At 74.6% G+C, this 26,166-nt stretch carries 27 protein-coding genes; 18 read left to right on the top strand and 9 right to left on the bottom strand.

The genetic code is table 11. From position 1 onward, the window contains the following. Window positions 1–130 precede the first annotated feature (130 nt). The 7 genes from SM577_RS19150 to SM577_RS19120 all read left to right on the top strand — a co-directional run bounded on the left by SM577_RS19150 (window position 131) and on the right by SM577_RS19120 (window position 7,636). A complete protein-coding gene (locus SM577_RS19150; RefSeq protein WP_302919704.1) occupies window positions 131–1,372 on the top strand; it encodes an ABC transporter substrate-binding protein in 1,242 nt (413 codons plus the stop codon). Window positions 1,373–1,435: 63 nt separating this feature from the next. Next, window positions 1,436–2,335 carry a carbohydrate ABC transporter permease gene (locus tag SM577_RS19145; protein WP_302919703.1) on the top strand — a complete coding sequence of 300 codons (900 nt, stop codon included), beginning with the start codon at window positions 1,436–1,438 and terminating at the stop codon, window positions 2,333–2,335. Then, complete coding sequence (locus SM577_RS19140; RefSeq protein ID WP_474580592.1) at window positions 2,332–3,231, top strand: carbohydrate ABC transporter permease; 900 nt, start codon at window positions 2,332–2,334, stop codon at window positions 3,229–3,231. The genes SM577_RS19145 and SM577_RS19140 overlap by 4 nt, the downstream gene beginning before the upstream one ends. Then, window positions 3,228–4,232: a hydroxyacid dehydrogenase gene (locus SM577_RS19135; protein ID WP_474587564.1), complete on the top strand. Its 1,005-nt coding sequence runs from the start codon at window positions 3,228–3,230 to the stop codon at window positions 4,230–4,232. The genes SM577_RS19140 and SM577_RS19135 overlap by 4 nt, the downstream gene beginning before the upstream one ends. Window positions 4,233–4,285: 53 nt before the next feature. Then, window positions 4,286–5,176, top strand: a complete 891-nt coding sequence (locus tag SM577_RS19130; RefSeq protein ID WP_302919700.1) for a Gfo/Idh/MocA family protein — start codon at window positions 4,286–4,288, stop codon at window positions 5,174–5,176. Between the two features lie 379 nt (window positions 5,177–5,555). After that, a complete protein-coding gene (locus SM577_RS19125; protein WP_302919699.1) occupies window positions 5,556–6,572 on the top strand; it encodes an NAD-dependent epimerase/dehydratase family protein in 1,017 nt (338 codons plus the stop codon). A gap of 8 nt (window positions 6,573–6,580) precedes the next feature. Continuing rightward, window positions 6,581–7,636, top strand: a complete 1,056-nt coding sequence (locus SM577_RS19120) for a dihydrodipicolinate synthase family protein (RefSeq protein WP_474580594.1) — start codon at window positions 6,581–6,583, stop codon at window positions 7,634–7,636. Window positions 7,637–7,809: 173 nt separating this feature from the next. On the opposite strand, the gene SM577_RS19115 is transcribed toward SM577_RS19120, so the two are convergent. After that, window positions 7,810–9,030, bottom strand: coding sequence for a hypothetical protein (locus SM577_RS19115; protein ID WP_474580595.1), 1,221 nt, complete (start codon window positions 9,028–9,030; stop codon window positions 7,810–7,812). 82 nt (window positions 9,031–9,112) lie between these two features. Here SM577_RS19115 and SM577_RS19110 point away from each other — a divergent pair, with 82 nt between their 5' ends. Genes SM577_RS19110 through SM577_RS19095 form a run of 4 tightly spaced genes read left to right on the top strand, consistent with a single transcriptional unit; the run spans window position 9,113 to window position 12,640 of the window. Further along, window positions 9,113–10,282 carry a DegT/DnrJ/EryC1/StrS family aminotransferase gene (locus SM577_RS19110; protein WP_474580596.1) on the top strand — a complete coding sequence of 390 codons (1,170 nt, stop codon included), beginning with the start codon at window positions 9,113–9,115 and terminating at the stop codon, window positions 10,280–10,282. Then, entirely contained in the window at window positions 10,279–11,175 is an 897-nt protein-coding gene (locus tag SM577_RS19105; protein WP_474587563.1) for a dihydrodipicolinate synthase family protein, read from the top strand. The genes SM577_RS19110 and SM577_RS19105 overlap by 4 nt, the downstream gene beginning before the upstream one ends. Continuing rightward, window positions 11,172–11,912: an amidohydrolase family protein gene (locus SM577_RS19100; protein ID WP_302922092.1), complete on the top strand. Its 741-nt coding sequence runs from the start codon at window positions 11,172–11,174 to the stop codon at window positions 11,910–11,912. The genes SM577_RS19105 and SM577_RS19100 overlap by 4 nt, the downstream gene beginning before the upstream one ends. After that, on the top strand, window positions 11,909–12,640 hold the full coding sequence (locus SM577_RS19095; protein WP_302922093.1) for an amidohydrolase family protein: 732 nt from the start codon (window positions 11,909–11,911) through the stop codon (window positions 12,638–12,640). Before SM577_RS19100 ends, SM577_RS19095 begins: the two co-directional genes overlap by 4 nt. A gap of 33 nt (window positions 12,641–12,673) precedes the next feature. Here the strand turns inward: SM577_RS19095 and SM577_RS19090 are convergent, their stop codons facing one another. Both SM577_RS19090 and SM577_RS19085 read right to left on the bottom strand, forming a co-directional pair. Then, window positions 12,674–12,958: a DUF3817 domain-containing protein gene (locus SM577_RS19090; protein ID WP_474587562.1), complete on the bottom strand. Its 285-nt coding sequence runs from the start codon at window positions 12,956–12,958 to the stop codon at window positions 12,674–12,676. Next, window positions 12,955–13,428, bottom strand: coding sequence for a hypothetical protein (locus SM577_RS19085; RefSeq protein WP_474587561.1), 474 nt, complete (start codon window positions 13,426–13,428; stop codon window positions 12,955–12,957). Before SM577_RS19085 ends, SM577_RS19090 begins: the two co-directional genes overlap by 4 nt. Window positions 13,429–13,509: 81 nt before the next feature. Between SM577_RS19085 and SM577_RS19080 the strand changes: the two genes are divergently transcribed. Beyond that, a complete protein-coding gene (locus tag SM577_RS19080; protein ID WP_302922096.1) occupies window positions 13,510–13,851 on the top strand; it encodes a helix-turn-helix transcriptional regulator in 342 nt (113 codons plus the stop codon). Then, window positions 13,848–14,543 (top strand): permease prefix domain 1-containing protein, encoded by a 696-nt coding sequence (locus tag SM577_RS19075; protein WP_302922097.1) that lies wholly within the window; start codon window positions 13,848–13,850, stop codon window positions 14,541–14,543. Before SM577_RS19080 ends, SM577_RS19075 begins: the two co-directional genes overlap by 4 nt. A 112-nt stretch (window positions 14,544–14,655) precedes the next feature. Here SM577_RS19075 and SM577_RS19070 read toward each other — a convergent pair whose 3' ends face one another. Continuing rightward, complete coding sequence (locus SM577_RS19070) at window positions 14,656–15,789, bottom strand: citrate synthase (protein ID WP_474580601.1); 1,134 nt, start codon at window positions 15,787–15,789, stop codon at window positions 14,656–14,658. 68 nt (window positions 15,790–15,857) lie between these two features. On the opposite strand from SM577_RS19070, the gene SM577_RS19065 reads away from it, so the two are divergent. Beyond that, complete coding sequence (locus SM577_RS19065) at window positions 15,858–17,057, top strand: citrate synthase (protein ID WP_474587560.1); 1,200 nt, start codon at window positions 15,858–15,860, stop codon at window positions 17,055–17,057. Window positions 17,058–17,216: 159 nt separating this feature from the next. Here the strand turns inward: SM577_RS19065 and SM577_RS19060 are convergent, their stop codons facing one another. After that, entirely contained in the window at window positions 17,217–19,178 is a 1,962-nt protein-coding gene (locus SM577_RS19060; RefSeq protein ID WP_474587559.1) for a YncE family protein, read from the bottom strand. 223 nt (window positions 19,179–19,401) lie between these two features. Here SM577_RS19060 and SM577_RS19055 point away from each other — a divergent pair, with 223 nt between their 5' ends. Beyond that, a complete protein-coding gene (locus tag SM577_RS19055; RefSeq protein WP_474580604.1) occupies window positions 19,402–20,334 on the top strand; it encodes a 1-phosphofructokinase family hexose kinase in 933 nt (310 codons plus the stop codon). 17 nt (window positions 20,335–20,351) lie between these two features. Further along, window positions 20,352–21,212, top strand: coding sequence for a class II fructose-bisphosphate aldolase (locus SM577_RS19050; RefSeq protein ID WP_474587558.1), 861 nt, complete (start codon window positions 20,352–20,354; stop codon window positions 21,210–21,212). Window positions 21,213–21,242: 30 nt separating this feature from the next. Here the strand turns inward: SM577_RS19050 and SM577_RS19045 are convergent, their stop codons facing one another. After that, complete coding sequence (locus SM577_RS19045; protein WP_474587557.1) at window positions 21,243–22,292, bottom strand: SEC-C metal-binding domain-containing protein; 1,050 nt, start codon at window positions 22,290–22,292, stop codon at window positions 21,243–21,245. Between the two features lie 166 nt (window positions 22,293–22,458). Here SM577_RS19045 and SM577_RS19040 point away from each other — a divergent pair, with 166 nt between their 5' ends. After that, entirely contained in the window at window positions 22,459–22,836 is a 378-nt protein-coding gene (locus SM577_RS19040) for a VOC family protein (protein ID WP_302922104.1), read from the top strand. Here the strand turns inward: SM577_RS19040 and SM577_RS19035 are convergent. After that, complete coding sequence (locus SM577_RS19035; protein WP_474580607.1) at window positions 22,833–23,564, bottom strand: hypothetical protein; 732 nt, start codon at window positions 23,562–23,564, stop codon at window positions 22,833–22,835. The genes SM577_RS19040 and SM577_RS19035 overlap by 4 nt on opposite strands. After that, window positions 23,557–24,162 carry an RNA polymerase sigma factor gene (locus SM577_RS19030; RefSeq protein ID WP_302922106.1) on the bottom strand — a complete coding sequence of 202 codons (606 nt, stop codon included), beginning with the start codon at window positions 24,160–24,162 and terminating at the stop codon, window positions 23,557–23,559. The genes SM577_RS19035 and SM577_RS19030 overlap by 8 nt, the downstream gene beginning before the upstream one ends. A gap of 46 nt (window positions 24,163–24,208) precedes the next feature. On the opposite strand from SM577_RS19030, the gene SM577_RS19025 reads away from it, so the two are divergent. Beyond that, the gene (locus tag SM577_RS19025; RefSeq protein WP_474587556.1) at window positions 24,209–25,459 is read left to right on the top strand and encodes a YncE family protein; all 1,251 of its coding nucleotides are present in this window, start codon (window positions 24,209–24,211) and stop codon (window positions 25,457–25,459) included. 8 nt (window positions 25,460–25,467) lie between these two features. Here SM577_RS19025 and SM577_RS19020 read toward each other — a convergent pair whose 3' ends face one another. Beyond that, entirely contained in the window at window positions 25,468–26,121 is a 654-nt protein-coding gene (locus tag SM577_RS19020; RefSeq protein ID WP_302922108.1) for a spermine/spermidine synthase domain-containing protein, read from the bottom strand. Window positions 26,122–26,166: the final 45 nt, after the last annotated feature.

The raw sequence follows: 26,166 nt of genomic DNA, 5'->3' as shown, positions 1-26,166 counted from the left end.
GGGGCTGGGTCGATCTGTCCGTCCGTGCGCACGATCAGTGACGACACGACCTCGGTACTTTCCACCTCTAGTATCGGACAGGACCGTAAGTTAATGTACTGCGAACCTGACTCCCCCGGAAGGATGCGAGATGCGTGTTCGGAAGAGCCTGTCGGCCGTTGCGGTGGCGCTCGTCGCCGCGCTCGCGGCGACGGGCTGCGGCGGTGACGGCTCCGGTGACTCCGGCAAGGCGACCGTGACGATGTGGACATACCCGGTGATCTTCGAAGAGGCGAAGCACCGCGCGCACTGGGACGAGACCATCAAGGCGTTCCAGGCTGCCAACCCGAATATCGAGGTGAAGGTCGAGATCTTCCCCTGGGCCAACCGGGACCAGGCGCTCGCCACCGCGATCGCCGGTAACAAGGGGCCCGACGCGGTCTACCTCATCCCCGACCAGCTGCCCAAGTACGCCCGCAACATCGAGCCGATCGACAAGTACCTCGACGACGCGGCCAAGAGCGACTACCACGAGAACGTGGTGCAGTCGGTGAGCATCGACGGCAAGATGATGGGCGCGCCGATCCTGACCAGCGCGGCCACCCCGATCTGCAACAAGAAGGTCTTCGCCGCCGTCGGTGAGACGACGTACCCGACCAGCTGGAACGACCTGCTCACGCTGGCGCCGAAGTTCAAGGCCAAGGGCTTCGACATGACGGCGTACGCCGGCGACGCGAAGCAGACCCTGAACCAGACCTTCTACCCGCTGCTCTGGCAGGCCGGCGGCGACGTGTTCAGCCCGGACGGCAAGTCGGTCGCCTTCAACAGCGACGCCGGCAGGAAGGCGCTGAACTTCGCCAAGCAGCTCGTCGACAACGGCTACGTCGACAAGACCCTGCTCACCGCGGCCCCGCCGATCGAGCAGACCCGGATCGCGCAGAACAAGGTGGCCTGCGTCTGGCACGTGCCGCTGACCGAGGTCGAGAAGTTCTGGGGCAAGGAGAACATCCAGGTCGTCCCGCACTTCACCGAGACCAAGCAGATCGGCTACGGCACGGTCGGCTCGCTGTCGATGCTGAAGACCGCCAAGGACAAGGAGGCGGCCGGCAAGTGGATCGCCTTCGCGACCAACGCCGACAACACCAAGAAGTACGACGTCGCCTCCAGCTTCTTCTCGCCGCGCAAGTCCACCGGCGCGCTCTACGCCAGCGACCCGGTCCTCGGTGAGCAGGAGAAGCAGGTCGCCAGCAGCACCGTCGGCCCGCTGCACGAGAAGGCCCGCGACGTGCAGGGCGTCCTCGCCCCGGAGATCCAGGCCGCCCTGCTCGGCAAGAAGTCGGTGGAGCAGGCGCTCGACGACGCGGCCAAGGCAGCCGCTCCGCTGCTCGGCTGATTCCCGGCGCGGCTCGCGGTGGGCGTAACCTGCCCACCGCGAGCCGCTGAGAAAGGTTGTCAGATGGTTGCACTACCGGGGAGACCCGCGCGGCGGCTGCGCCGGCCGTCCGCCCGCGAGGCCGGCACGGCCCTGCTCTTCGTCCTGCCGTTCCTGCTGCTCTTCGCCGTCTTCCGGTTCGGCCCGGCGATCGCCGGGGTGATCCTCGGCTTCACCGACTACACCATCGGCGGTGAGACCGGCTGGATCGGCCTGGAGAACTTCCGCCGGCTCGTCGACGACCCGACCTTCTGGTCCGCGCTGCGCGTGACGGTCATCTTCACAGTGCTGTCCGTACCGCTGTCGATGCTGGCCTCGCTCGGCATGGCGCTGCTGACCCGCCGCGCCTTCCGCGGCGCGAAGCTGTTCCGGTCGATCTTCTTCCTGCCGGTGGTGACCAGCCTGGTGCTCGCCGGCGTGATCTTCAGTTGGGTCTTCTCCGAGGGCGGCCCCTGGTCGCGGGCGATGGGTGCGCTCGGCCTGCCGGCGCAGTCCTGGCTGGCCGACAGCGTGCTGGTGATCCCCGCCCTGGTGCTGGTCTCGGTCTGGTCCCGCTTCGGCTACGGCATGCTCATCCTGCTCGCCCGTCTCCAGGACATCCCGGCCGAGCTGGAGGAGGCGGCGCTGACCGACGGCGCCTCGGCCTGGCAGCGCTTCCGCTACGTCACGCTGCCGCAGCTGCGGCCGGCGCTGTTCTTCGTCGCCATCATCGAGACCACCGTGTCGTTCCAGGTCTTCGACATGATCTACGTGATGACCGGCGGCGGCCCGGTACGCGCCAGCTACAGCCTCGTCTACCTGCTCTACGACCAGGGCTTCAAGTACTTCGACCTGGGCTACGCCAGCGCGGTCGGGGTCGCCCTGTTCGTGATGACGATCGTCGTGGCGCTGATCCAGCGGCTGACCCTGGGGAGGGAAGAATGACCGACACCATCACGCCCCCGGCCACCGCCGCGCCGCCCAGCGGAGCGCCCCGGCGCGACCGGCGCCCCTACCGGGTCGGCCGGGCCAGCCGGCGCTGGGTGGTCGGGCGCACCGCGCTGCTGGTGGGCGGCGCCCTGCTCACCCTCTTCCCCTTCTACGCGATGGTCGTGCTGTCGTTCAAGCCGACCGGGCCGGTCACCTTCCCGGACAGCCTGCTGCCCTGGCCGTTCTCCACCGAGGCGTACGACCAGGTGATCGGCGCCAAGAGCGTGCTGCGCTGGATGTGGAACACCGTCATCTACTCGGTGGTGTCGGTGGTCGGCGTGCTGCTGTTCGCCTCGATGGCCGGCTACGCCTTCGCCAAGAAGCGGTTCCCCGGCAAGGAGACCATGTTCTGGTCGTTCCTGGCCATGCTGATGGTGCCGTACCACGTCACGATGATCCCGACGTTCATCATCATCTCCGAGCTCAACGGCGTGGACACCTACTGGGGCATGATCGTGCCGACGCTGGCCAACGCCCAGGCGGTGTTCCTGATGCGGCAGTTCATCGCGTCGCTGCCCGACTCGCTGTTCGAGGCGGCCCGCCTGGACGGCTGCTCCGAGTGGCGGGTGTACGTCTCGATCGTGCTGCCGCTGATCAAGCCGATCCTGGCCACCCTCGGCGTGTTCGTCTTCCTCTGGCACTGGAACGACTTCCTGTGGCCGCTGATCGTCGGGCAGAGCCTCGACATGCGTACCCTCACCACCGGCATCGCCTCGCTGCAACAGGAGAACGTGGCGTTGAACATGCTGCTCGCCGGGTCCGTGGTGGCCTTCGTACCGATCTTCATGGCCTACCTGATCGGTCAGCGCTACTTCCAGGAGGGCGTCTCGACCACGGGCATCAAGGGGTGAGCGTCATCGCGGTGGCGGCCACGCCGTACGTCCGCGAGCTGTTCCTCGATCCCGACACCACCGCCAGCCTGGCCGGGCTGGGCGAGGTGCGGCTGCCGGCCGACGGCGCCGACGTGGGCGACGAGGCGGTGCTCGCGGGACTGCTCGCCGGCGCCGAGGTCGTCGTCACCGGCTGGGGCACCGCCCCGCTCACGGCCGCGGTGCTCGCCGCCGCGCCGCGGCTGCGGCTGCTCGCGCACACCGGCGCCAGCGTGAAACCGTTCGTCACGCCGGAATGCTTCGCCCGCGGGGTGCGCGTCACCCAGGCCGGCGACGCGATGGCGTACGCGGTGGGGGAGCAGGCGCTCGCGCTCACCCTCGCCCTGCTGCACCGGCTGCACCGGTTCGACCACGCGCTGCGCACCGGCGCGGACTGGACGGCCGCCAAGGCCGCCCCGCCCCGGCGGGAGCTGCGCGGGGCGACGGTCGGCGTGGTCGGCGCGTCCCGCACCGGCCGGGCGTACCTCGGCCTGGTGCGGGCGCTCGGGGCGCGGGTGCTCGTCGCCGACCCGTTCCTGTCCGACGCGGAGGCGGCGGCACTCGGCGTCGAGCGGGTCGGCCTCGACGACCTGCTCGCCCGCAGCCTGGTGGTCAGCCTGCACGCCCCGGTGCTGCCGGAGACCGTCGGGATGATCGGGGCACGCGAGCTGGCGCTGCTGCCGGACGGGGCGCTGCTGGTCAACACCGCCCGTTCGGCGCTGGTGGACGAGGCCGCGCTGCTGGCCGCGCTGCGCACCGGCCGGATCGACGCCGCGCTGGACGTCTTCGACGCCGAACCGCTGCCGGTCGACCACCCGTTGCGCCGGCTGCCCAACGTGCTGCTCACGCCGCACGAGGCGGCCGGGACGGTCGAGTCGCGGCGGCGGGCCGGCGGGATCGTGGTGGCGGAGATCGACCGGTTCCTGCGCGGCGAGCCGCTGGTCCACGAGGTCCGGCCCGAGCAGCTCGACCGGACTGGCTGACCGGCTGACCTGCGCTGGCGTGGCCGGAGGCGGGAGAAGTAGCCTCTGCGCTCATGCGCATCGCTCTGGCCGGACTCGCCACCAGTCACCCGTACACCGACGCGCGCGCGCTGCGCGACCACGCCGAGCTGGTGGTGTGGGAGCCGGACCCGCAGCGGCTGGCGCGGTTCCGCGCCGAGCAGCCGGACGTGGCGGTGGCGCCGGACCTGGCCGCGCTGCTGGCGACCCGCCCGGACGGGGTGGTCCTCACCGTCCCCACCTCGGACGTGCCGGACGCGCTGGCCCAGGTGCTGGCCCGCGAGCTGCCCTGCTTCGTCAACAAGCCGGCCGCCGCCACCGCCGCGCAGCTCGACCGGCTGGAACGCGTCGTGGCGCCGGCACCGGAACTGGTGCTCACCTCCTCGGTGCTGCGCTTCGCGCCGGACTTCGTGGCGTTCGACGTGCCGCGCGAGGAGGTGCTGTCGGTCCGGGCCACGGTGCGGCACGACGTCGGGCTCTGGGCCACCGGGTACAACCCGTGGCAGGACGACCCGACGATCGGCGGCGGCACGCTGGTGATGATGGGCCTGCACGGGGTGGAGCTGCTGGTGGCGCTGCTCGGGCCGGCGGTACGGCTGGTCGGGGCCGCCGGCACCGTACGCCACCACCGGGGGCTGCGCTCGGAGGACACCGGGCTGCTGGCCCTGCAGTGGGCGGACGGGGTGCCCGGCACGGTCGAGGTGCTCGGGGTCAGCGAGGGCGAGGCGTACGAGGTGACCGTCCACACCGCCGCCGGCCAGCGGCAGGTGGTGCTGCGCGGCGGCGCCGACCAGCTCGGCTACCGGGACACCATCGACGCGTTCCTGGGCATGGTCCGGGGCGCGCCGAGCCCGGTGCCGTGGGACCAGACCCGCGCCGTGCTCGGCCTGCTCACCGCCGCCCGCGCCACGGCCCGACCGGCGTAGCCCTCCGCCGCACCTTCCCTGGCCCCTCCCGTCCACAGCGGGGTGGCCGCTCCCGCCCGCACCGGCCGGTCAGCACCACGGCCGCGGCGGCCTGGTGGCTCCCGCCCGCCCCGCCGTCGCCGAGCCCGCACGGCGGCTGGGCCGGTGTTCCGGCGTGCCCGGCGGACCGGTCCGCAATCCGGCCGGGCGGATGACGGGGTGCGCCGGGTAACCCGCCGTGCGGCCGTGCGGACCCGGCCGCCACGCCTCCGACCTGCGACGCGGCCACGGTCCGCCGGGCCGGTTGGACCCGTGCCCGTCGACGCACCGACCCGGGCACCTTGACGCCCCATCGGGCGGAGGTTACGGTCATGACCGTTACTTCGGAAGGGGTGGTGGCATGCGTACCGTGGCGGACCTGGAGGAGCGGCTCTCCCGCCCGCGGGACGTCCTCGTGGACGACCTGCGCAAGCTCGACGGGGACATCCTGATCCTCGGCGCGGGCGGCAAGCTGGGACCGAGCCTGGTCCGGCTGGCGCTGCGCGGTGTCGCGGCGGCGGGCACCGGTGCGCGGGTGATCGCCGTGTCGCGGTTCTCCGAGGCCGGGCTGGCCGACGCGCTGCGCGACGAGGGCGCCGAGGTGGTCGAGGCGGACGTCGCCGACGACGCCGCGCTGGCCGCGCTGCCCGACGCGCCGAACGTGGTCTTCCTGGTCGGCGCCAAGTTCGGCACCTCCGGCCGGGAGCACGCCACCTGGGCCACCAACGCGTACCTGCCCGGGCGGGTCGCCCAGCGCTTCGCCGGCTCGCGCCTGGTCGCGCTGAGCACCGGCAACGTCTACCCGCTGGTGCCGGTGACCGCCGGCGGCTGCGTCGAGCAGACCCCGGTCCAGCCGGTCGGCGAGTACGCGATGTCCTGCCTGGGCCGCGAGCGCGTCCTCACCCACTTCGCGCTGCGCGACGACACCCCGCTGGCCCTGATCCGGCTCAACTACGCCGTCGAGATGCGCTACGGGGTGCTGGTCGACATCGCCCGCGCGGTGCACGCCGGCGAGGCGGTGGACCTCACCATGGGGCACGCCAACGTCGTCTGGCAGGGCTACGCCAACGAGGTCATCCTGCGCGCCCTGCACCACACCGCCACCCCGCCGTTCGTGCTGAACCTGACCGGGCCGGAACTGGTCTCCGTCCGCCAGGTCGCCACCGCCGTCGGCGCGCGGCTGGGCCGGGAGCCGGCCTTCACCGGCGCCGAGGCGCCCACCGCGCTGCTGTCCAACGCCCAGCTCTGCCACCGCCTGTTCGGCTACCCCGACCTGCCGCTCGCCGAGCTCATCGAGCTGACGGCGGACTGGGTCGCCGACGGCCAGCCCCTGCTCGACAAGCCGACCGGCTTCCAGCGCCGCGACGGCAAGTTCTAGGAGAGACCGTGTTGACCGCATCGAGCACCCGACAAGCCGCGGCCCTGACCCGGTTCCAGCGCGGGTGCGTCATCCCCGCCCACCCGCTCGCCCTGGACGCCGACCGCAAGCTCGACGAGCGCCGGCAGCGGGCGTTGACCCGCTACTACCTCGCCTCGGGGGCGGGCGGCATCGCCGTCGGCGTGCACACCACCCAGTTCGCCATCCACGACCCGAAGGTGGGGCTGCTCGCCCCGGTGCTGGAACTGGCCGCCGAGACCGCGGCCGGCTCGGACGCCATCCTGGTCGCCGGCGCCTGCGGGGACACCGCCCAGGCCGTCGCCGAGGCGGAACTGGCCGCGTCGCTCGGCTACCACCTGGTGCTGCTGTCGCCGTACGGGCCGCTGGACGAGGACGCGCTGATCGAGCGGGCCCGGGCGGTCGGCGAGGTGCTGCCGGTGATCGGTTTCTACCTGCAACCGGCCGTCGGCGGCCGGGAGCTGTCCCGGGACTTCTGGGCCCGGCTGGCCGCCCTCGAATCGGTGGTCGGGATCAAGGTGGCCCCGTTCGACCGCTACCGCACCCTCGACGTGCTGCACGGCGTCTGCGCCGCCGGCCGCAACGGCGACCTCGCCCTCTACACCGGCAACGACGACCACATCCTGGCCGACCTGGTGGCGCCGCACCGGGTCATCCTGGACGGGCGGGCGGTGGAGGTCGAGTTCGTCGGCGGGCTGCTCGGCCAGTGGGCGGTCTGGGCCGGCACCGCGGTGACGCTGCTCGACGAGGCTCGCCGGGCCCGGGCCGGCGACGACGCCGCGCTGCGCCGACTGCTCACCCTGGACGGCCACCTGACCGACGCCAACGCGGCCATCTTCGACGCCGCCAACGGCTACCACGGCTGCATCCCCGGCATCCACGAGGTGCTGCGCCGGCAGGGCCTGCTGGCCGGCCGGTGGTGCCTGGACCCCAACGAGGAGCTCTCGCCGGGCCAGTTGGCCGCGATCGACCGCGTACACCGGGCCTACCCCCACCTGCGCGACGACGACTTCGTCGCCGAACACCTAAACGACTGGCTCTCCTAACCCACCCACCCGCCCGCCCCCGCCCCTCGCCCCCGCCCCCCTCCCGCCCCCTCGGGTGATCATGAGGTTGGCGGCAGTTCCGGAGATCGACTCTGCCGCCAACCTCATGATCAACGGGGGGTGGCGGGGGGCCGGGAGGGCGGGGGGTGGGGAGGGGAGGGCGGGGGGTGGGGTCAGAGGGTTAGGCGGTAGAGGGTCAGGGGGCGGCCGCTGGTGCCGGAGGCGAGGTTGCCGGTCCGCTCGGCCAGGCCGGCCAGTTCCAGCCGGTGCAGCATGCGCCGGGCGGTGCGCTGCTGCACCCGCAGCTGGTCGGCCACCTCGCGGCTGGTCAGCGGCTCGTCGCCGACCGCCGTGCGCACCTCCCGCAGCCGCAGCAGGGTGGGCACCGACAGGCCGACCCGCTGGGCGATGACCGCCAGGTTCACCTCCGACGGCGCCGGCGGCGGGGTGGTCGACTCCAGCACGATGTCGGTCTCGCCGCGCAGCGACAGCACCGCCGTGGTCGGCCCGACCCGGCGGGCCCGGCTCAGCGCCCGGCGGGCCAGGTTCTCCGCCTCCGCCGCGCTGCGCCCCAGGCCGAAGCCGATCTGCACGGTCTCGTGCCGGTCGGCCAGACGGCGCAGCATCGGCAGCGCGGTGAACCCGCCGGTGGCGTCGTGCAGCGGACCCCGGGTGGTGACGATGAGGTACGTGTCCGGGGCGAACCGGGCGAGCGTGCCGCCGAGCCCGGCCACCTCCTTGAGCAGCCCGTCGTCGCCGTCGGAGAGGTTCGCCAGCCCGAGCGCGATCTGGGCGTCCTCCTGGGCCTGGCTGCCCACCTGGAGCAGCAGTTGGCGCAGCGCGGTGCGCACCGAGTGGTTCGACGGGGCCAGGCGGAACGCCGGCATCTCGTGGCGCAGCACCTCGTAGACCGAGCTGATGCAGGTGACCGCGACGTCCGCGCCGGCCTTGTGCTGCCGGCGGTGGAACGCGACCACGTCGTCGGAGTCCAGGCCGCTGCGGTACGGCAGCGACCGGACCCGGTCCACCGGCAGCCCCGCCTCACCGAAGGTGGTGGCGACGTCGGCGCCGGTCACCGTGTCGATCGACATCCGGGTGACGTCGTGCCCGGCGCGCAGCAGCCGCACCGCGGCTTGGAGCAGGGTCGCGCCGGTGTAGTCGACGAAGACCGCCGGGCGGTTGAGCGAGTTCGCCTCCCGGGCGAGGGTGTAGGGCACCACGCCGGTGAACAGCCACGCCTCCACCTGGCCCGCGTGCGCCTCCACGATCGCCGGAGCCTGCGACTCGTGGTCGTAGTGCAGTCGACGGGCGGTGACGCCGGGCTGCTCCTCGCAGGCGGCGGCCACGTCGTCGACCAGGTCGTGCGGACCGATGACCCCGATCTCGATGGTCACCGCTGCCTCCTGTCGGGGGTTGCATTGTTCGCAGCACAAGATTACGGTCAGGCCCGGTATTACTAAAGCCCGGGAGGGTTACGTGTTTCCCAGCATGGCCGACGCCAGCGGCCGAACGATCGGCACGGAGGAGCTGGCCGCGGTCAGCCGGGTGCTCCAGTCGGGCATGCTCAGCTCGGTCTGGGGCACGGAGGTCCGCGCCCTGGAGCGCGAGATGGCCGACCGCCATGGAGTGTCGCACGCGGTGGCCGCCAGTTCGGGGACGGCGGCCCTGCATCTGGCCGTCGCGGCCGTCGCGCCGGACCCCGGCGACGAGATCATCACCTCTCCGATCAGCGACTTCGGCACGGTCGCGCCCATTCTGGCGCAGAACGCGGTGCCGGTGTTCGCCGACGTCGATCCGTACACCGGCAACCTGGACCCGGCGGCGGTGGCCGCCGCGATCGGGCCGCGTACCCGGGCGATCCTCGCGGTGCACCTCTTCGGCGCCGCCGTCGACCTGCGCGCGGTCGCCGACGCGGCCGGCGTGCCGCTGATCGAGGACTGCGCCCAGGCCTGGCTCACCCGCTACCCGGACGGCACCCTCGCCGGCACGGCCGGCGCGATCGGCTGCTTCAGCCTCCAGCAGTGGAAGCACATCACCTGCGGCGACGGCGGCCTGACCATCACCGACGACCCGGTGCTGGCCCGCCGGATGCGGCTCTTCGCCGACAAGGGCTGGCCGCGCGACGAGGCCCGCCGGCACGTCAGCCTCGGCCTCAACTACCGGATGACCGAGCTGGCCGGCGCCGTCGCCCGGGCCCAGCTGGCGAAGCTGCCCGGCGTGCTCGCCGACCGGCGGCGCACCGCCCGGCGGCTGGTGGACGCGCTGGCCGGCCTGCCCGGCCTGCACCTGCCGGCGGACGTCGACGCGCACGCCTGGTGGCTGTTCCCGATCGTGCTGGACCCGCCGCTGACCAACCACGAGGTGGCCGGGAAGCTCGCCGCCGCCGGCATCCCCGCCCGCGCCGGCTACCTGCAACAGCCCCTGCACTGGGCGCCGGCGCTGACCGAGGCGCCCGTCTACGGCAACTCCCGTTTCCCGCTCACCGTGCCGCCCGCCGACCGGCTGCCGACCTACGGACCCGGCGCGTGCCCGGTCGCCGAACGGCTGATCGAGCAGACCCTGCTGGTCATCGACTGGAACGAGCGGTACACCGACGCGCACGTCGACGAGATCGCCCGGGCCGTTCGCGCCGCGGTGACCTCGTGATCGCGCCGACCGCCGCCGCGCTGCGCGACCGGCTGCGCTGGCGGCTGATCGCCGCCACCGCCACGCCGGTGGACGCGGCCGGGGCCGTCGACCCGGACGTCCTCGGCCGCTACCTGGACGGGCTGGTCGCCGACGGGGCGGACGCGCTGGCCGTGCTCGCGCACACCGGGCGCGGCCCGTACCTCGACGAGGCCACCCGCGACCTGGTCGTCCGGCGTGCCGTCGAGACCGGGGTGCCGGTGATCGTCGGCGTCGGCGGCCGGCCGGGGGAGCGCACCGACGAGGTGGCCGCGCAGGCGGAACGGGCCGCCGCCCTCGGCGCGGCCGGACTGCTGGTCTTCCCGGTCGACGACGACCCGGTCGGCCACCACGACGCGCTCTGGCGCGCGGCCGGCCTGCCGCTGCTCGCCTTCGACCTCTACCTGCGGCCGTATCCGGAGCCGGCGCTGGTCGCGCTGCTGGACCACCCCGGCGTGGCCGGGGTGAAGGTGGCCCGGCTGCACGACGCCATCGCCTGCCAGGCCGCCCTGGCGGCCGCGCACCGGGCCGACCGGCTGGCGGTCACCGGCGAGGACCGGATGTTCGGGCCGTCGCTGATGTGGGGCGCCGAGGCGGCCCTGGTCGGCCTGGCCGCCGCCGCCGTCCCGGTCACCGCCCGGGCGCTGCGGGCCTACGCCGACAAGCGGTACGACGAGTTCCTCACCGCCTCCGCCGACCTCGACCGGCTGGCCGAGGTCACCTTCACCGCACCGATGGAAGGGTACGTGCAACGCATGCTCTGGATCGCCGCCGCGGAAGGGCGGGTCCCGGCGACCCACGCCGTCGACCCGCACGCCCCGGCGCTGCCCGAGGGCGACCGGGACCGGGTGCTGCGAGTGGCGGGGTGCCGGTGACCGGCAACCCGTTCGTGGCCGACGACCTGGCGCCGGTCACCCTCGACATCGACGTGCTCGTCGGCCGGTACGCCGACCGGCCCGGCCCCACCGGCGAACCGGCGGCGGTCACCGCGATGCTGGCCGCCAACGGCGTCGAGCGGGCGGCCGTGGCCAGCCTGCGGGCGGCCCTGTTCGACGTGCGCAGCGGCAACGACGAGGTGGCCGCCCTCGCCGGCCCGGGCGTGCTGCCGGTCGGCGGGCTGGACCTGCGCGACCCCCTCGGCGCCGAGCGGGAGGTCGCCCGGCTCGCCGAGCGCGGCTTCCGGGCCGTCCGGCTCTTCCCCGACGAGCAGCGCGTGGAGCCCGACTTCCCGTCGGTGCGGCACGTCGCCCGCCGGGCCACCGAGGCCGGCCTGGTCATCCTGACCGGCGGGGACGTGCGCCGGTTCTGGCGGCCGCTGTGCGGCGCCACCGTGGTCTTCCTCGACACGCACTTCTACCACCTGGGCGACTTCGTGGTGGCGGCCCGCGACGAGCCGGGCTTCCACACCTCCACCCGGCTGCTCAACTCGCCGGACGCGCTGGAGACCGTCGCCGCGCACCTCGGCGTCGAGCGCCTGCTCTACGGCTCCCGTACGCCGTTCTACGAGCCCGTCGTGCCGCGGCTGCGGCTGGCCCGGGGCGGGCTCGGCCCGTCCGCGGTCGCGGCGGTGGCGGGCGGCAACGCCCGCCGGATCCTGGGGCTGGCCAAATGATCATCGACGTGCACGCCCACTGGGGGCCGTGGTTCTTCAGCATGGAGGTCGGCGCGGTCGCCACCAACCTCGCGGTGATGGACCGGTACGGCATCGACCTGGCAGTGGTCTCCGCGACCGAGGCGGTGATCTACGACGTCGCCGCCGGCAACCGGGCGATGGCCCGGGTGCTGGAGAGCAGCGACCGGCTGCTCGGCTACCTGACCGTCAACCCGCGCCGGCTGGACGACGCCGAGCGGGACCTGCGCGAGCTGCTGCCCACCGGCCGGTTCGTCGGCGTGAAGATCCACACCGACTACACCGGCTCGCCGGCGAACTCGCCGCAGACCCGCGCCGCGCTGGAACTGGCCACCGCGCACGGGCTGCCCGCCCTCGTGCACACCTGGGACACCACCCCGCTCGACCTGGCCCAGGCGGTCGCGGACGTGCCCGGGGCGCGCGCCATCGCCGGGCACATGGGCGCGAACGGCTGGCGGCACGCCGTCGAGGCGGCCAACTCGGTGGACCGGCTCTGGCTGGAGCCGTGCTTCTCGCACACCGAGGCGGGTCGCTTCGCCGCGGTGGCGGCGGCGGTCGACCCGCGCCGGCTGCTGTTCGGCACCGACGCCACGCTGATCGACCCGGCCGCCGCGTACGGGGCGGTGCTCGCCGCCGACCTGTCACCCGAGCTGGCCGAGCGGGTCGCCTGGCGCAACGCCGCCGAGCTGTTCCGCCTCGACCTGCCGTGACCGTCCGGCAGCTCGGGCGGTCGACGCCGCCGCTCAGCTCGCCCCGGCCTCGCCGGTGGCCGGCGCGGGGGCCTGCTGGATGCGGCGAACGGCGAGCAGCCCGCCGACGCCGGGGATGACGGCGAGCCAGCGGGCGCCCGGGGTGGCGGCCTCGACCAGCCAGGTGCCGGCGATGACGGCGAGGTAGGCGGCGCCGTGCACCGGGCCGCCCAGGGCGGTGATCGCCTCCGTGTGCACGGTGGCCAGGTTGGCCAGCAGGACCACCAGGGAGACCGCCTCGACCGCGGCCACGATCCGCAGGGTACGCACGCCGCTCACACTCCCGTCGTGGAGCCGGGGCGGACGATCATCAGGACGACCACTGTCGCCCAGAGCAGGTTGAACAGCCCGGTGGCCATCGCCAGCCGGCTCGCCGCCGTCCGCCGCCCCGCGCCGGCGCCCGCACCGTCGGGTGCGGACAGCAGGCGCCGCTGGCCGGGCAGGATGGCCAGCGCCAGCAGGGCCGCGGCGACCGCGGTCAGCGCGATCGACGTGACGAGCCAGGCGTCGGTCAGGACGCCCAGTCGCGCGCCGGTGGCGAGGCCGAAGACGGGGACGACCACCCCGACGACCGCGTAGACGCGGCAGGTGCGGTGCAGGAACGCGGCGATCTGGGGTGCCCGGCCGTCCGGTGCCCGGCTGTCGTCCCCGCCGCCGGCGTAACGCGGGAAGAGCGAGGCGGCCACGGTGATCGGTCCGATCGCCAGGATCGCGGCCAGGACGTGCACCGACAGCAGGAGCTTGGTCACCGGTTCCCCTTAAGTTGGCTGTCTACATATTGGCTCCCAATAGATAGCACACCTACGGAAGGAGGGGTAGGCTGCCTACTGATGAAGGACGACGCCGTTCGCGGGCACCTCGACGCGCTGCTGCTGGCCGCGCTCGAACAGGGGCCGCTGCACGGCTACGCGATCATCGCGGCCGTCCGCGAGCGCAGCGGCGGAGCCCTGGAGCTGCGGACGGGCACCATGTATCCGGCGCTGCACCGGCTGGAACGGCTCGGCCTGCTGCGCAGCGACTGGCAGGCGGTCGGCGAGCGGCGCCGCCGCTGCTACGAGCTGACCGACGCCGGGCGGCGGGCCCTGGTCGACAAGCGCACCGCCTGGCGCGAACTCACCTGCGCGATCGGTGCCGTGCTGGACCCTTCGCCGGCGCCGGGGCCGGCCACGTGACGGCCCGCGACCCCGCCGGGCCCGGCCACGACCCGATCGAGGAGCACCTCGCGGCCCTGGCGGTCGCCCTGCACGGCCCGGCCCGGGTCAAGGCCCGGATGCTGACGGAGGCACGCGACGGCCTCGCCGACGCCGCGGCGGCACTCGCCGGTGGTGCGACCCCCGATGACCACGCCGCCCGCCAGGCGGTGCGCGACTTCGGCAGTGTCGACGAGGTCGCGCCCGCCTTCCAGCGGGAACTCACCGTCGCCCAGGCCCGGCACACCGCCCGTGCGGTCGTCCTCGCCGTTCCCTTCCTGTTGGCCTGCTGGGCGCTGGTGACGGTCGTCGGCGGCGACCAGGGCCGGCACGCGCCCCGGGTCGCCCAGACGCTGGCCGCCCATCTGGGTGGCGTGGCCGCCGCGGCGGCCCTGCTGGCCGGGGCCGCGCTGGCCGTCACCGGGGCCCTGGCCCGCCGGTTGCCCACCCCGCACCGGCTGCCGCTGATGGTCGCCTGGGCCGGCACCACCGCCACCGCCGCGCTCGCCACCAGCGCCCTCACCCTGGCCGTCGCGGCGACGCTGGCCGGGAGCTGGCCGCTCGGCGCGCTCATCGCCGTGCTCGCCCTCGCCGTGCACGCCCGGATCGCGGCCTCGGCCCGGGCCTGCCGCCGGTGCGCCCGTGCCCCGCTCGTCGCCACCGGCGAGGGCTGAGGTCGGTGGCCACGGCGGCCCTGAGACCCGAGGCGCCTACCGGCGCCGGGCCGGCTGAGGGGCGGAGAGCCGGCCCGGGGGGTGAGCCGGCCGAGCCAGCCCGCCGGCCGGCTCACGGCACCGGCTGTGGCGGGGTCGGGCCCACGTAGCGCGAGTCCGGCCGGATGATCTTCGAGTCCGCGGCCTGTTCCAGCACGTTCGCGCACCACCCGATGACCCGGCTGGTGGCGAACGTCGGGGTGAACATCTGACGGGGCAGCCCGCACAGGTGCATGACCACGCCCGCGTAGTACTCGACGTTGGTGTGCAGCTCGCGGCCGGGCTTCAGCTCCGCCAGCAGCGACAGCACCCGCTCCTCCACGGCCACCGCGAGGTCCACCAGCTCACCGCCGAGGCTCTGGGCGATCCCCTTGAGCATCCGGGACCGCGGGTCCTCGGTCCGGTAGATCGGGTGCCCGAACCCCATGATCCGCTCGCCGGTCCGGATCCGGGAGCGCAGCCAGGCGTCGGCCCGGTCGATCGAGCCGATGGCGTCGAGGGTGTCGAGGGCCCGGCTGGGAGCGCCGCCGTGCAGCGGGCCGGACAGCGCCCCCAGGGCCGCGCCGACGCAGGCGTAGATGTCGGCGCCGGTCGAGGCGACGACCCGGGCGGTGAAGGTCGAGGCGTTGAAGCCGTGGTCGACGGTCGCGATCAGGTAGCGCTCGATCGCCCGGGCGTGGAGTTCGGAGGGCTCCTCGCCGCTGATCATGTACAGGTAGTTCGCCGCGTGCGGCAGGTCGTCGCGCGGCGCGATCGGCTCCAGCCCGGCGCCCAGCCGGAACAGCGCGGCCAACAGGCTGGGGGTGAGGGCGCAGAGCGCCATCGCCTGGGCGCGGCGTTCCGCGGGCGGGGTGTCGTAGAGCGGGCGGGCTCCGCCGGCGAGGCCGGCGACGGCCAGCGCGGCGCGCAGCCCGCTCATCGGGTCCTGCGCCGCCGAGGCGGCGGCGATGCCGGGCAGGGCGGCGGCGACCGCGGGCGGGATGTGGCGCAGCGGCGCGATCTCCTCGTGCAGCGCCTTGGGCTCGGTGGGGAGGGAACCGTCGACGAGCAGCGCCCAGACGTCCTCCAGGGTGCGGCGCTCGGCCAGGTCGATGGCCGAGTACTGGCGGTAGTGGTAGAAGCCCTCGTGGCCGCGGACGTGGCCGATGGTGGTGTCGGTGACCACGACGCCGGCGAGCCCGCGCGGAACGGTGATGGTGTCAGCCATGCCGGCAGCCTCGCGTCGGCGAACCGGGCCAGTCAACATTGATTCAGTCAATGTGAGAGCATGGCCACATGCCCGGGGAACCCCTGCTGACCACCGCCGAGGTGGCGCACCGCCTGCGCATCAAGCCGGAGACGGTCTACGCGTACGTCAGCCGGGGTTTGCTTGACCGGGTCAAGGTTCCCGGCGAGCGGCTGAGCCGGTTCCGGCTGGCCGACGTCGAGCGGCTGGCCGCCCGTACGCAGGCCACCCGGCCGGAACGCGACGCCGCCCCGGCGATGCGCACCGCCACCACGTTGATCGCCTACGGGCGGCTGCATTACCGGGGGCTGGACGCTGCCGCCCTCGCGCCGACGACGCCGTTCGAGGAGGTCGCGCACTGGCTCTGGACGGGGGAGCGGCGGCACGCCGCCTTCACCGCGTCCCCGGAGACCCTGGAGCGGGCGAGGCGGGCCAGCGCGCACCTGCCCGCCCGGGCCCGGGTCTTCGACCGGCTGCCGGTGATCGTCGCCGTCGCCGCCGCGATGGACCCGCTGCGCTTCGACCTGGCGCCGGCCACGGTCACCGAGCTCGCGCCCGGACTGCTGTCCACCATGGTCGACGCCCTGCCCCCGGTCGGCGAGGCGCCACCGGACGACGGCCTGGCGGCCCGCCTGTGGTCCCGGTTGACCGGCACGCCGGCGTACCCGGACGGCGTCCGGGCGCTCAACGCCGCACTCGTCCTGCTCGCCGACCACGACCTGGCCGCCTCGACCATCGCGGTCCGGGTCGCGGCGTCGACCCGGGCGAACCCCTACGCCGCGGTGCTCGCCGGCCTCGGCGCGTTGGACGGGCCGATGCACGGAGCCGTCGGCAGCCGGGTCTACCGGATGATCGAGGCGGCGCTGCGGGACGGGGCGCCGGCCTCGATCGCCGAGTGGCTGCGCACCGGCGCGCTGCCCGGGTTCGGGCATTCGCTGTACCCGGACGGCGACCCGCGCGGAGCCGCCCTGCTCGATCTCGTCGCGGAGCTGCCGACCGGGGGCGAGCTGCGGCGGGCCGTCGACGACCTGATCGCCACGGCGGCGCGGCGGGGCGCCCTGCCCAACGTCGACTTCGCCGTGGCCGCGTTGGCGCACGCGACCGGCATGGGCCCGGGCGCCGCGGAGGTGATCTTCGCGGTCGCCCGGACGGCGGGCTGGATCGCCCACGTCGTCGAGGAGTACGCCCAGCCGAGCAACCGGTTCCGGTGGAGCAGTGGCTACACCGGGCCGCCCCCGGCGTCGGGGTGAACCGCGGGTGGTGGCCACAGCTTCCGGGACGCGGGCGGGGTCGCCTCGCGCCTTTGCCGCCGGACGAGGGCAGGGCGGACGGACCGGCGGGCTCGTCGTACGTCGGGAGTGCGAACCCCCGACGCACGACGAGGCCCGGTCGGCGCTCCGCCTGCCGGGCTACCTCCTGGGCAGCGGGAAGCGGGCCAGGTCCATGCCGAGCATGCCCCAGGTCGCCTTGCCGTCGGGGGTGAAGTTGAACGCCGGGTTGTTGTACCAGCCCCGCGGCACGTTGTCGTAGAGCGTGGTCACCTCGCCGCCCGGGACGGTCGGCAGCTCGCAGATGTCGTTGGTCCAGTGCACCCAGGAGAAGACCCGACCGTCGACCCCGTTGAACTGGCCGTACCCGCCGAGGTCCCCCTCCATCACGATGGTGCGGGTGCTCAGGTCGTAGGCGAACCAGGCGCCACGCGGGCGGCGGCCCATCGCGTAGAGCAGGTTGCCGACCACGTACAAACTCTCGTACGACTGCCAGTCCGGCTTGATCTCCTCGCGCCAGAGCAGCTTGCGGGTGACGATGTCGACGGCCGCCACCTGCGCGGTCCGGCGGACCGGGCCGCTGGTGCCCTCGCCGTAGGTGTCGCCCGCGATGTACGCCGTGGTGCCCTGCACCACCACGTCCATCACGCTCTGCTCGGGCAGGAACTCCCGGTGCGAGTCGACGGTGTTGTCGGACAGGTCGATGAAGGTCAGCGCGCCGGTGTGCTTGGTGGTCTGCGGGCTGGACGCGACGATCAGCTGGTTGCGCGGCCGGTCGACGTGGATCCGCTTGGTGCGCAGCTGCTCGTTGCCGAGCAGTCCCAGCACGGTGACGGCGAAGCTGTCCGGGTCGATCGCCACGATCTGGGTGCTCGGGTAGAGGCCGGCGTACACCGTGCCGGCCTTCCCCTCGGCCATCGCCTTGACCTCGCCGTTGACGTCGAAGCGCTGGCTGGTGCCGGCCTCCGGGCGGTGCACCGTCATCGCGTAGTGGCCACCGACCCAGACGGTGTTGCGGGTGTGCCGCATCATCGACTGGATGGTCTCCGGGTAGCCGAAGCCGCGGGTGGCGGTCTGCCACACGGTGGCCGCGCCGTTCGGCGTCGCCCGCCACACGTGCCCGAGGCCGCTCACGCCGAGCAGGGCGCCGCCGGGCAGCGGGGCGAGCAGCTGGTTCTCCACGTCGGCGAGCGGCTTGCCCACCTTCACCAGGCCGTCCGCGGTCACCTCGTACAGGTTGGTGGTGAGCCGGGTCAGCGCGTACACCTTGCCGTCCCCGCCGACGGTCAGCTGGTCGATGTAGCGGTCCTCGGCCGGGATGTCCCGGGAGACCCGGTCGGAGCCGTCGCGGCGGAACGAGATCAGCTGCCGGCCGCTGGCCACGTAGATGACGCCGTCGGAGACCACCAGGTCGAGGATGCCGACCGGCGAGGCGCTGAGGTGCGCGGTCAGGTCGGTCGGGGCGCCGCCGGCCTTCGGCCACACCAGCAGGGTGCCGGGCGCCGCCGAGCCGCCGTAGACGTACTCGTCGTCGACCGCCACGGCCGCCGCGTACTGGGAGGTCGAGATGCGGCCGTACGTCTCGACGGTCGCGTCGGCCAGCCGGACCCGCTTGACCGTGCAGTCGGGGTACGTGCCGAGGTAGAGGTGCTCGCCGTGCACGACCATGTCGTAGTACCAGGTGGTGCTGCCCCCGGCCCGCGCCCAGGCCACCAGCTCCTTGGTCTGCGGGTCGAACCGGTGGACGTACGCGCTGCCGGCCGGGCCGATGTAGACGTACCGGCCGTCGGCGGCGAGCTTCTGGCCACCGTTGCTCGCGATGGGCAGGTCGTCGATGCTGCGCATCTCGCCGGTGTTGACGTCGAACTCGCCCAGCCGCATCTTCCCCTCCGGCGTGTTGAACCGGGAGGTGATGAAGACGCTGTCGCCGATGACGGCGGCGCCGCGGACGGCGGCGGTCAGGGACGCCGGACCGAAACTGGTCGGGGTGAGCTGCTCGTCGTCCTGCGCGAACGCCGGGGTGGCGAGCGATCCGTGGCCCACCGCCAGGGCAGCGCCGGTGAGGCAGCTACCGGCGAGGAGTGATCGACGGCTGAGGGGCATCCTTGTCTCCGTTCGTCCGCGTCATTACGGCCCGGACCTTAATGATTGTCGAAGTGGACCGTCAAGGGTCGGCGGCGACTCCCCGGTGGCTGCGTCGGCCCGGCCCGGCCGGCAGGGCACGCGGCCGGTTGCCAGGAGCCCGATCGCCGTATTACGGTCCAGCCCCAATGCGGAAACTCGGAGGGGTCATGCGGCACCCTGACACGGCCGGCCCGGACGCGACATGATCGTCACGGTCACGCTGAACCCCGCCCTGGACATCACGCACACCGTCGCGTCGCTGGTGCCGCACCGCAGCCACCGGGTCAGCGACGTCGCCGCCCAGGCCGGCGGCAAGGGCGTCAACGTCGCCCGCGTCCTGCACACGCTGGGGCTGCCCACCGTCGCCGTGGCGTTCCGCGGCGGCCTCACCGGCGCGGCCGTCGCCGCCGACCTCGACCGGCACGGCATCGCCCACCGGCTGGTCGACACCGCGGGGGAGAGCCGGCGCACGTTCACCGTCGTCGACCGGGGCAGCGGCGACGCCACCGTCTTCAACGAGGCCGGCCCGGCGGTGTCCGACGCGGAGTGGCGGGCACTCCGCGGGCAGGTGCGCCGGCTGCTCGCCGGGGCGTCGGTGCTGGTCCTCTCCGGCAGCCTGCCGCCGGGGCTGCCCGACACCGCGTACGCCGAGCTGGCCGGCGCCGCCGCGCGGGCCGGCGTACCGGTGATCCTGGACGCGGCCGGGCCGCCGCTGCGCGCCGGCCTCGCGGCGGGCCCGGACGTGGTCAAGCCGAACGCCACCGAACTCGCGGAGGCCACCGGCCTGCCCGACCCGCTCGCCGCCGCCGAGGCGCTCCGCGCGGCGGGGGCGCGGGCGGTGGTGGCGTCGCTGGGGCCGGCCGGTCTGCTCGCCGTCACCCCCGACGGCACCTTCCGCGCCGAGCCGCCGGCGCCCCTGGCCGGGAACCCGACCGGCGCCGGCGACTCGGTCGTCGCCGCGATCGCGGCCGGCATCCACACCGGAACGTCGTGGCCGCACCGGCTGGCGGAGGCGGTGGCGCTCTCCGCCGCCACGGTGAGGGCGCCCCGCGCCGGCCAGTTCGACGCCGACACCTACCACCGGCTCGCCCCCCGGCCGGCCGGGACCCGCACGCCGACGCCGCACACCACCTGAACACCCCGGAGTCCGCCATGCCCCTGACCGCCACCGCCGACCTCGTCGCGCGGGCCGCCCGCGCCGGCCGCGCGGCTGCCGCCTTCAACGTCATCACCCTCGAACACGCCGAGGCCGTGGTGGACGCGGCCGAGCGGGTCGGCGCCCCGGCCATCCTTCAGATCAGCGAGAACGCGGTGAGGTACCACGGTGGCCGGGTGCTGCCGATCGCCCGGGCCGCCGTGGAGGTGGCCCGGGCCGCCGCCGTCGACGTCGCCCTGCACCTGGACCACGTGCGCGACGAGGCGCTGCTGCGCCAGGCCGCCGACGCCGGGGTGAGTTCGGTGATGTACGACGCGGCCGGGCTGCCCTACGCGGCCAACGTCGAGGCGACCCGGCGGGCCGCCGACTGGGCCCACGGGCACGGGCTCTGGATCGAGGCAGAGCTGGGCTGGATCGGCGGCAAGGACGGCGAGGCGCCGTTGGACGCCCACGCGCCCGGCGCCCGTACCGACCCGGACCAGGCGGCGGCGTACGTGGCGGCGACCCGGGTGGACGCGCTGGCCGTGGCGGTCGGCAGCCGGCACGCGATGACCACCCGGACGGCCACCCTCGACCACGCGCTGATCGCCAAGCTCCGGGACGCGGTCGACGTGCCGCTGGTGCTGCACGGCTCGTCGGGCGTCTCCGACGCCGAACTCGTCCAGGCCGCGACCGGCGGCATCGTGAAGATCAACATCGGCACCGCGCTGAACGTCGCGTTCACCGCGGCGGTCCGGGGCCGCCTCGCCGACGACCCCGGCGGCACCGACCCGCGGGCGTACCTGTCGCTCGGCCGGACCGCGATGGCCCGGACCGTCGAGCACTTCCTCCGGCTGCTCGCCGCCCCCACCGGCTGACCACCGAGCCGGCGGCCCGGGCCGAGCCGGTCAGCCGCGGGAGCGCGGCAGGCAGCACTTCTTGTACTTGCTGCCGGAGCCGCACCAGCAGGCGTCGTTGCGCTCCGGCGGCCAGCCGATCCGCGCCGCCGGGCGGGCCGCCAGCTCGCGCGCGTAACCGGCCCGGACCTCCGGGTCGGCCGGGTCGCCGTCGTGCCGGCCGGCGTAGCCGACCAACCCGTCCACCGATGCGGTGAGCACGTGCAGCCCGGTGCGGCCGGCCCCGGCCAGCCGCACCAACTCCTTCTCCAGGCGGGCCCGGTGCGCGTCCCAGTCCGGCCCGTACGCCTCGGTCAGCGCCGCCTGCTCGGCGAGCAGCCGGTCGAACTCGGCCCGGGGCCAGAAGAGCAGGTCGGGCTCGGCCGCCTGCCGCTGCTGGGCCCGGCGGACCAGTCGGGCCTCCAGCCGGTCGGCGAGGTCGTCGTTGCGGTCGTGCGGCAGGTTGAGGTCGCGGCGCACCCGGTGCCGCTGTTGCAGCAGGAAGAACAGCACGCCGGGCGCCTCCGGCGGGCCGACCTCCAGCGCCGCTCCGGCGGCGGCAGCGGTCGAGCCGGCCGGTTCGGCGGTGGTGGCGCGCTCGCCGAGCAGGGTGTCGACCGCTGCGCTCAGCCACTCCTCGGCCAGCCCGGTGCGGCCGCCGGCGTCCAACGCCGCGCTGAGGTACGCGGGCGCGTCCGGCTGCTCGGTCAGCAGCGGGCGCAGCGCGGTGAGGTCCGCCATCGCCTCGTCCTCCCGGCCACCGGCCCGGAACAGGATCCGGGCCCGCAGCGCGCGGGCGGCGCCGGCCCGCGGGTCGTCCCCGGACGGGTACGCCGCCACGGCCCGCTCGGCGTACCGGAGTGCGGCGTCCAGCCGCGCCCGGACCTCGGCGATCTCGGCGGCCAGGGTCAACGCGTCCCCGGCGTCCGCCGGCTCCGCCAGCCGGCCCTGCTCCACCGCCTCGGCCAGCTCGGCGGCGACGCCGAGCGGGTTGGCCGTCCCGAGCGCCGAGCGGCGCAGTTCGGCGAGGTCGGCGCTGGTGATCACGTCTGTCGTCGGCACGATCTCACGGTACGTCGGGGTCCCCCCGGTGCACTCGCGGATCACCTGTTACGCCGATCTCACACCCTCCACCGTGTCGGGTGGGGGTGTCGACACCTCGGCCGCTGCTGGTGACCCGCGCCGCGCCCGGGTCGGGGCGGCACCACCGGTGGGGGAGAATGACGGCATGCCGAGCAGTCTCAGCGCCATCGTCATCGACGCCGTCCGACCACGTCTGATCGCCGACTTCTGGTGCTCGGTGCTCGGCTGGCAGGTCGTCGACGAGGACCCCGAGGTGATCACCATCGCGGCCGCCCCCCGTTCCTGGCCGATGATCGACGTGGTGGCGGTGCCCGAGGGCAAGGCGATCAAGAACCGGCTGCATCTCGACCTGCGTGCCGACGGTGTGTCCACGGCGGAGGAGCTGGACCGGTTGCTCGCCCTCGGTGCCCGACGCGCCGACGTGGGGCAGCCCCCCGACGTCAGCTGGGTCGTGCTCGCCGACCCGGAAGGCAACGAGTTCTGCCTGCTGTCCCGTACCGTCCAGGAACTCCAGCGCGGTTAGTCCAGGGTGCCGGCGATCGCCATCGCCTCGGCCTTGGTGACCTCGCCCTCCAGCCGGTAGGTCACGCCGGCCTCCTGCCAGATCAACGTCGAGCCGGCGAGCCGCGCGGTCTCCACCCGGACCGTGCCGGTGCGGTCCACGTACGCCACGGCGTGCGGGCCGCCGACCCAGACGGCGAAGTCCCCGTCGAGCTGCACCCACTCCGCGCCGGACCCGCTCGTCTGCTTCTGGAACACCGGGTCGAGCCCGCCGTCGAAGGCGTCGAGGCGCAGCGCGCCGCCGCGGTAGAGCAGCGTGGCGACCCGGTGGCCGCCGATGCCGTCCGGGTCGGCGACCAGCACCTGCTCGGGCGGGCCGAGCGCGGTCGGCACGCGGATCGGGAAGCGCACCGCCCGCTGCGCCTCGACCAGGGAGGCGGGCCGCTGCGACGGCATCGCCGACGGCGTGCCGGTGGGCAGGGCCGGCCCCGACGACGTGTCGACGGTGATGCCGGCGAAGCGCAACAGCCCCGCCACGGCGTCGGCGACGGCGGCCCGCCCCGGTGGCAGCAGGGCGACGAGCAGCGCGACGAGCACCGCGGCGAGGTGCAGCCGCCAGCGGCGCCAGCGGATCCGCCGGGGCGCGGGTGAGGCGGTGAGCCGGGCGCGTACCCGGGCGGCGACGTCGGGCGGCTCGGGTGTGCGCAGCGAGGTGGACAGCGCCCGCAGCTCCCGTTCGAGGTCATCCACCGCGGACCTCCGCACCGTCGAGCAGGGCGCGGAGCTTCACCAGCGCCCGGGAGGTGCGTGACTTGACAGTGCCCCGGGGCCAGCCCAGCATGGTCACGGTCTCCTCCTCGTTGAGGTCGAGGAAGAACCGGCAGACGATCACCTCGCGGTCCTTCTCCGGCAGCCGGCGCAGCGCGTCGACCAGCGCGGCACGGCGTTCCGCCGCGAGCACGGCGCCCACCGCGACATCCTCGCCGGCCTCCGGCTCCCGGTTCGCCGCGGCCCGCAGCACCAGCCCGTCCCGCCGGCCCCGCGACCGGTGCAGGTTGCGGGTCTCGTTCGCCACGATGGCCAGCAGCCAGGAGCGGAACGACGCCTCCCCCCGGTAGCGGGAGAGCTTGCGGTATCCCTTCACGAACGCCTCCTGGATGACGTCCTCCGCGTCCGAGCCCGCGCCGAGCAGCACCGCCGTCCGGTGCGCGGACGCGGTGTGCCGGGCGACCAGGAGTTCGTACGCCTCCAGGTCACCGGCGCGGGCGCGGGTGACGAACTCGTCGTCGTCCAGGGCAACCTCCGGGGGACTGACCTCATGACACCGCGTACGCCGCCGAGGTTCCACCCGCCGGCCGGAACCTCGGCGGACACGGCGGTGTCACCCAGACATGATGGCCACGACGACGTTTCCGCGGCGTACCCTGCTGACCGCGCTCGCCGGGGCCGGCGCCGCCGCGCTGGTCGGCTGCGATCCCACCGGCGGGGCCACGGCACCGGCCGCCGCGATCCCCGACCCGCTGCTCGTCGAACTCGCCGGCGGCCTCGGCGTCCTGCGCGGCGCGGAGCGGCGCACGCTCCCGCACGCCGTCGCCAACGCGGACGGGCGGACGGTCTACGCGGCGGCGCCCCAGGGTGCCGACACCGCCTTCTGGCGGGCCGACACCGCCACCGGCCGCACGTCGCCCCGGGTCGTCCTGCCGGGACGGTGGGTGCCGCAGGCCGTCGCCGCCCACGGTACGGCGGTGGCCCTCACCTCGGAGCAGGTGCGCGTCACCGCCGGCCGTCCGGTCGGGCGGGACGTCACGCCGGTGCTGATCGCCGACGGCGGCGGGGTCCGGCAGCGGCTCGACCTGCGCGGCAACTTCGTACCCGAGGCGTTCACCGGGGACCTCACCGGGCTGTTCGTCCTCGAGTGGCTGCCGGCGGCGGCGCCGGACCGCTACCGGGTCCGGGTGGTCGACCTCGCCACCGGCGCGCCCGGTCCGCTCGCCACCCGCGCCAAGACACCGGTGCCGCCGGGCGCCGAGGAGGAGATGCGCGGCGACGGGCGCCAGGCCGTGCTCGCCCCGGACCGCCGCACCCTCTACACGCTCTACACCCACCAGCCCGGCCACCGGCACACCCGGGACCTGGTCAGCGGCCGGCCGGGCAACGCGCACGCGTTCGTCCACACGCTGAACCTCGTGGAGCGGTGGGCGTACTGCGTCGACCTGCCGCACCCGTTCGGGGAGGGCCCGGCGAGCGGTCACGGCATGGCGATCACGCCGGACGGGCGTCGACTCTACGTCGCCGACGTCGCCTCGGGCGGCGTCGCGGAGATCTCCACCGAGGAGCTGACGGTACGCCGGACGGCCACCCTGGCGACGGCCACCGGCGCGGCCCACGTCGCCGCCGACGGTGACCGCCTCTTCATCGGCGCCGGCACGACGGTACGTACCGTGGACCTGGCCGGTCTCGGGCAGGCCGCGCAGTGGCGGGTCCGCGAGCCGGTCGCCGGCCTGCTGCTGAACCCCGGCGGCGAGCGCCTGCACGTGGGCCAGACCGGCGCGGTGAGCTGGTACGACCCCGCCACCGGCCGGGAACTCGGCCGTGCCGCCGTGCCTGGCCTGGTGGCGCTGCACAGCCTGGCCGGGCGCGTCTGACGATCGGGTTACCGGGCCCGCGCGAGGTAGACGACGTCCGGCTCGCCGCGCGGCACCGGGACGCGGTGGGTGTCCACCGGGCCGACGTGCTCGGCCAGCCGTCGCGCGTACCCGGGGGAGTGCGCCGCGCTCCAGACCGCCAGCACGCCGCCGGGGCGCAGCCGGGACCGGAGCAGCGCGGCGCCGTCGACCCCGTAGAGGTCGGCGTTGCCGTCGAAGACCGTCCAGTCCGGACCGTTGTCCACGTCCAGGCAGATCGCGTCGAAGCGCTGGTCGGTCCCGCGCAGCCAGGACACGATGTCGGCGGTCACCACCCGCACCCTGGGGTCGTCCAGGGCGTGCTCGCTGAACCGGGACAGGTGGCTGCGGTGCCAGGCGACCAGCGCCGGCTCGATCTCCACGACGGTGATCTCCGCGACCCGCGCCGAGCGGGCCGCCTCCGCCAGCGAGAAGCCCACCCCGAGCCCGCCGATGAGCAGCCGCGGGTGCCCGGGTACCGCCGCCAGCGCCGCCTGGACCAGCAGCCGCTCGGACCGCCCGGCCCGGGTGTCCATCAGGAACACCCCGTTGCTGATCACCTCGTAGTGCCCCGCGTCGGTGCGCAGCACCAGTTCCCCGCGTTCGGTGACCCGGCGCTCGACGGTGACGGCCACGCTCTCCACCCCGCCAACCTATGCCAGGGCGCCCCCGCCGTCCGCCGCATTTCC

Source organism: Micromonospora desertarenae, from assembly GCF_056150265.1.
The sequence above is the reverse complement of the archived record's forward strand: the minus strand, read 5'-3'. Positions and strand labels throughout refer to the sequence as shown.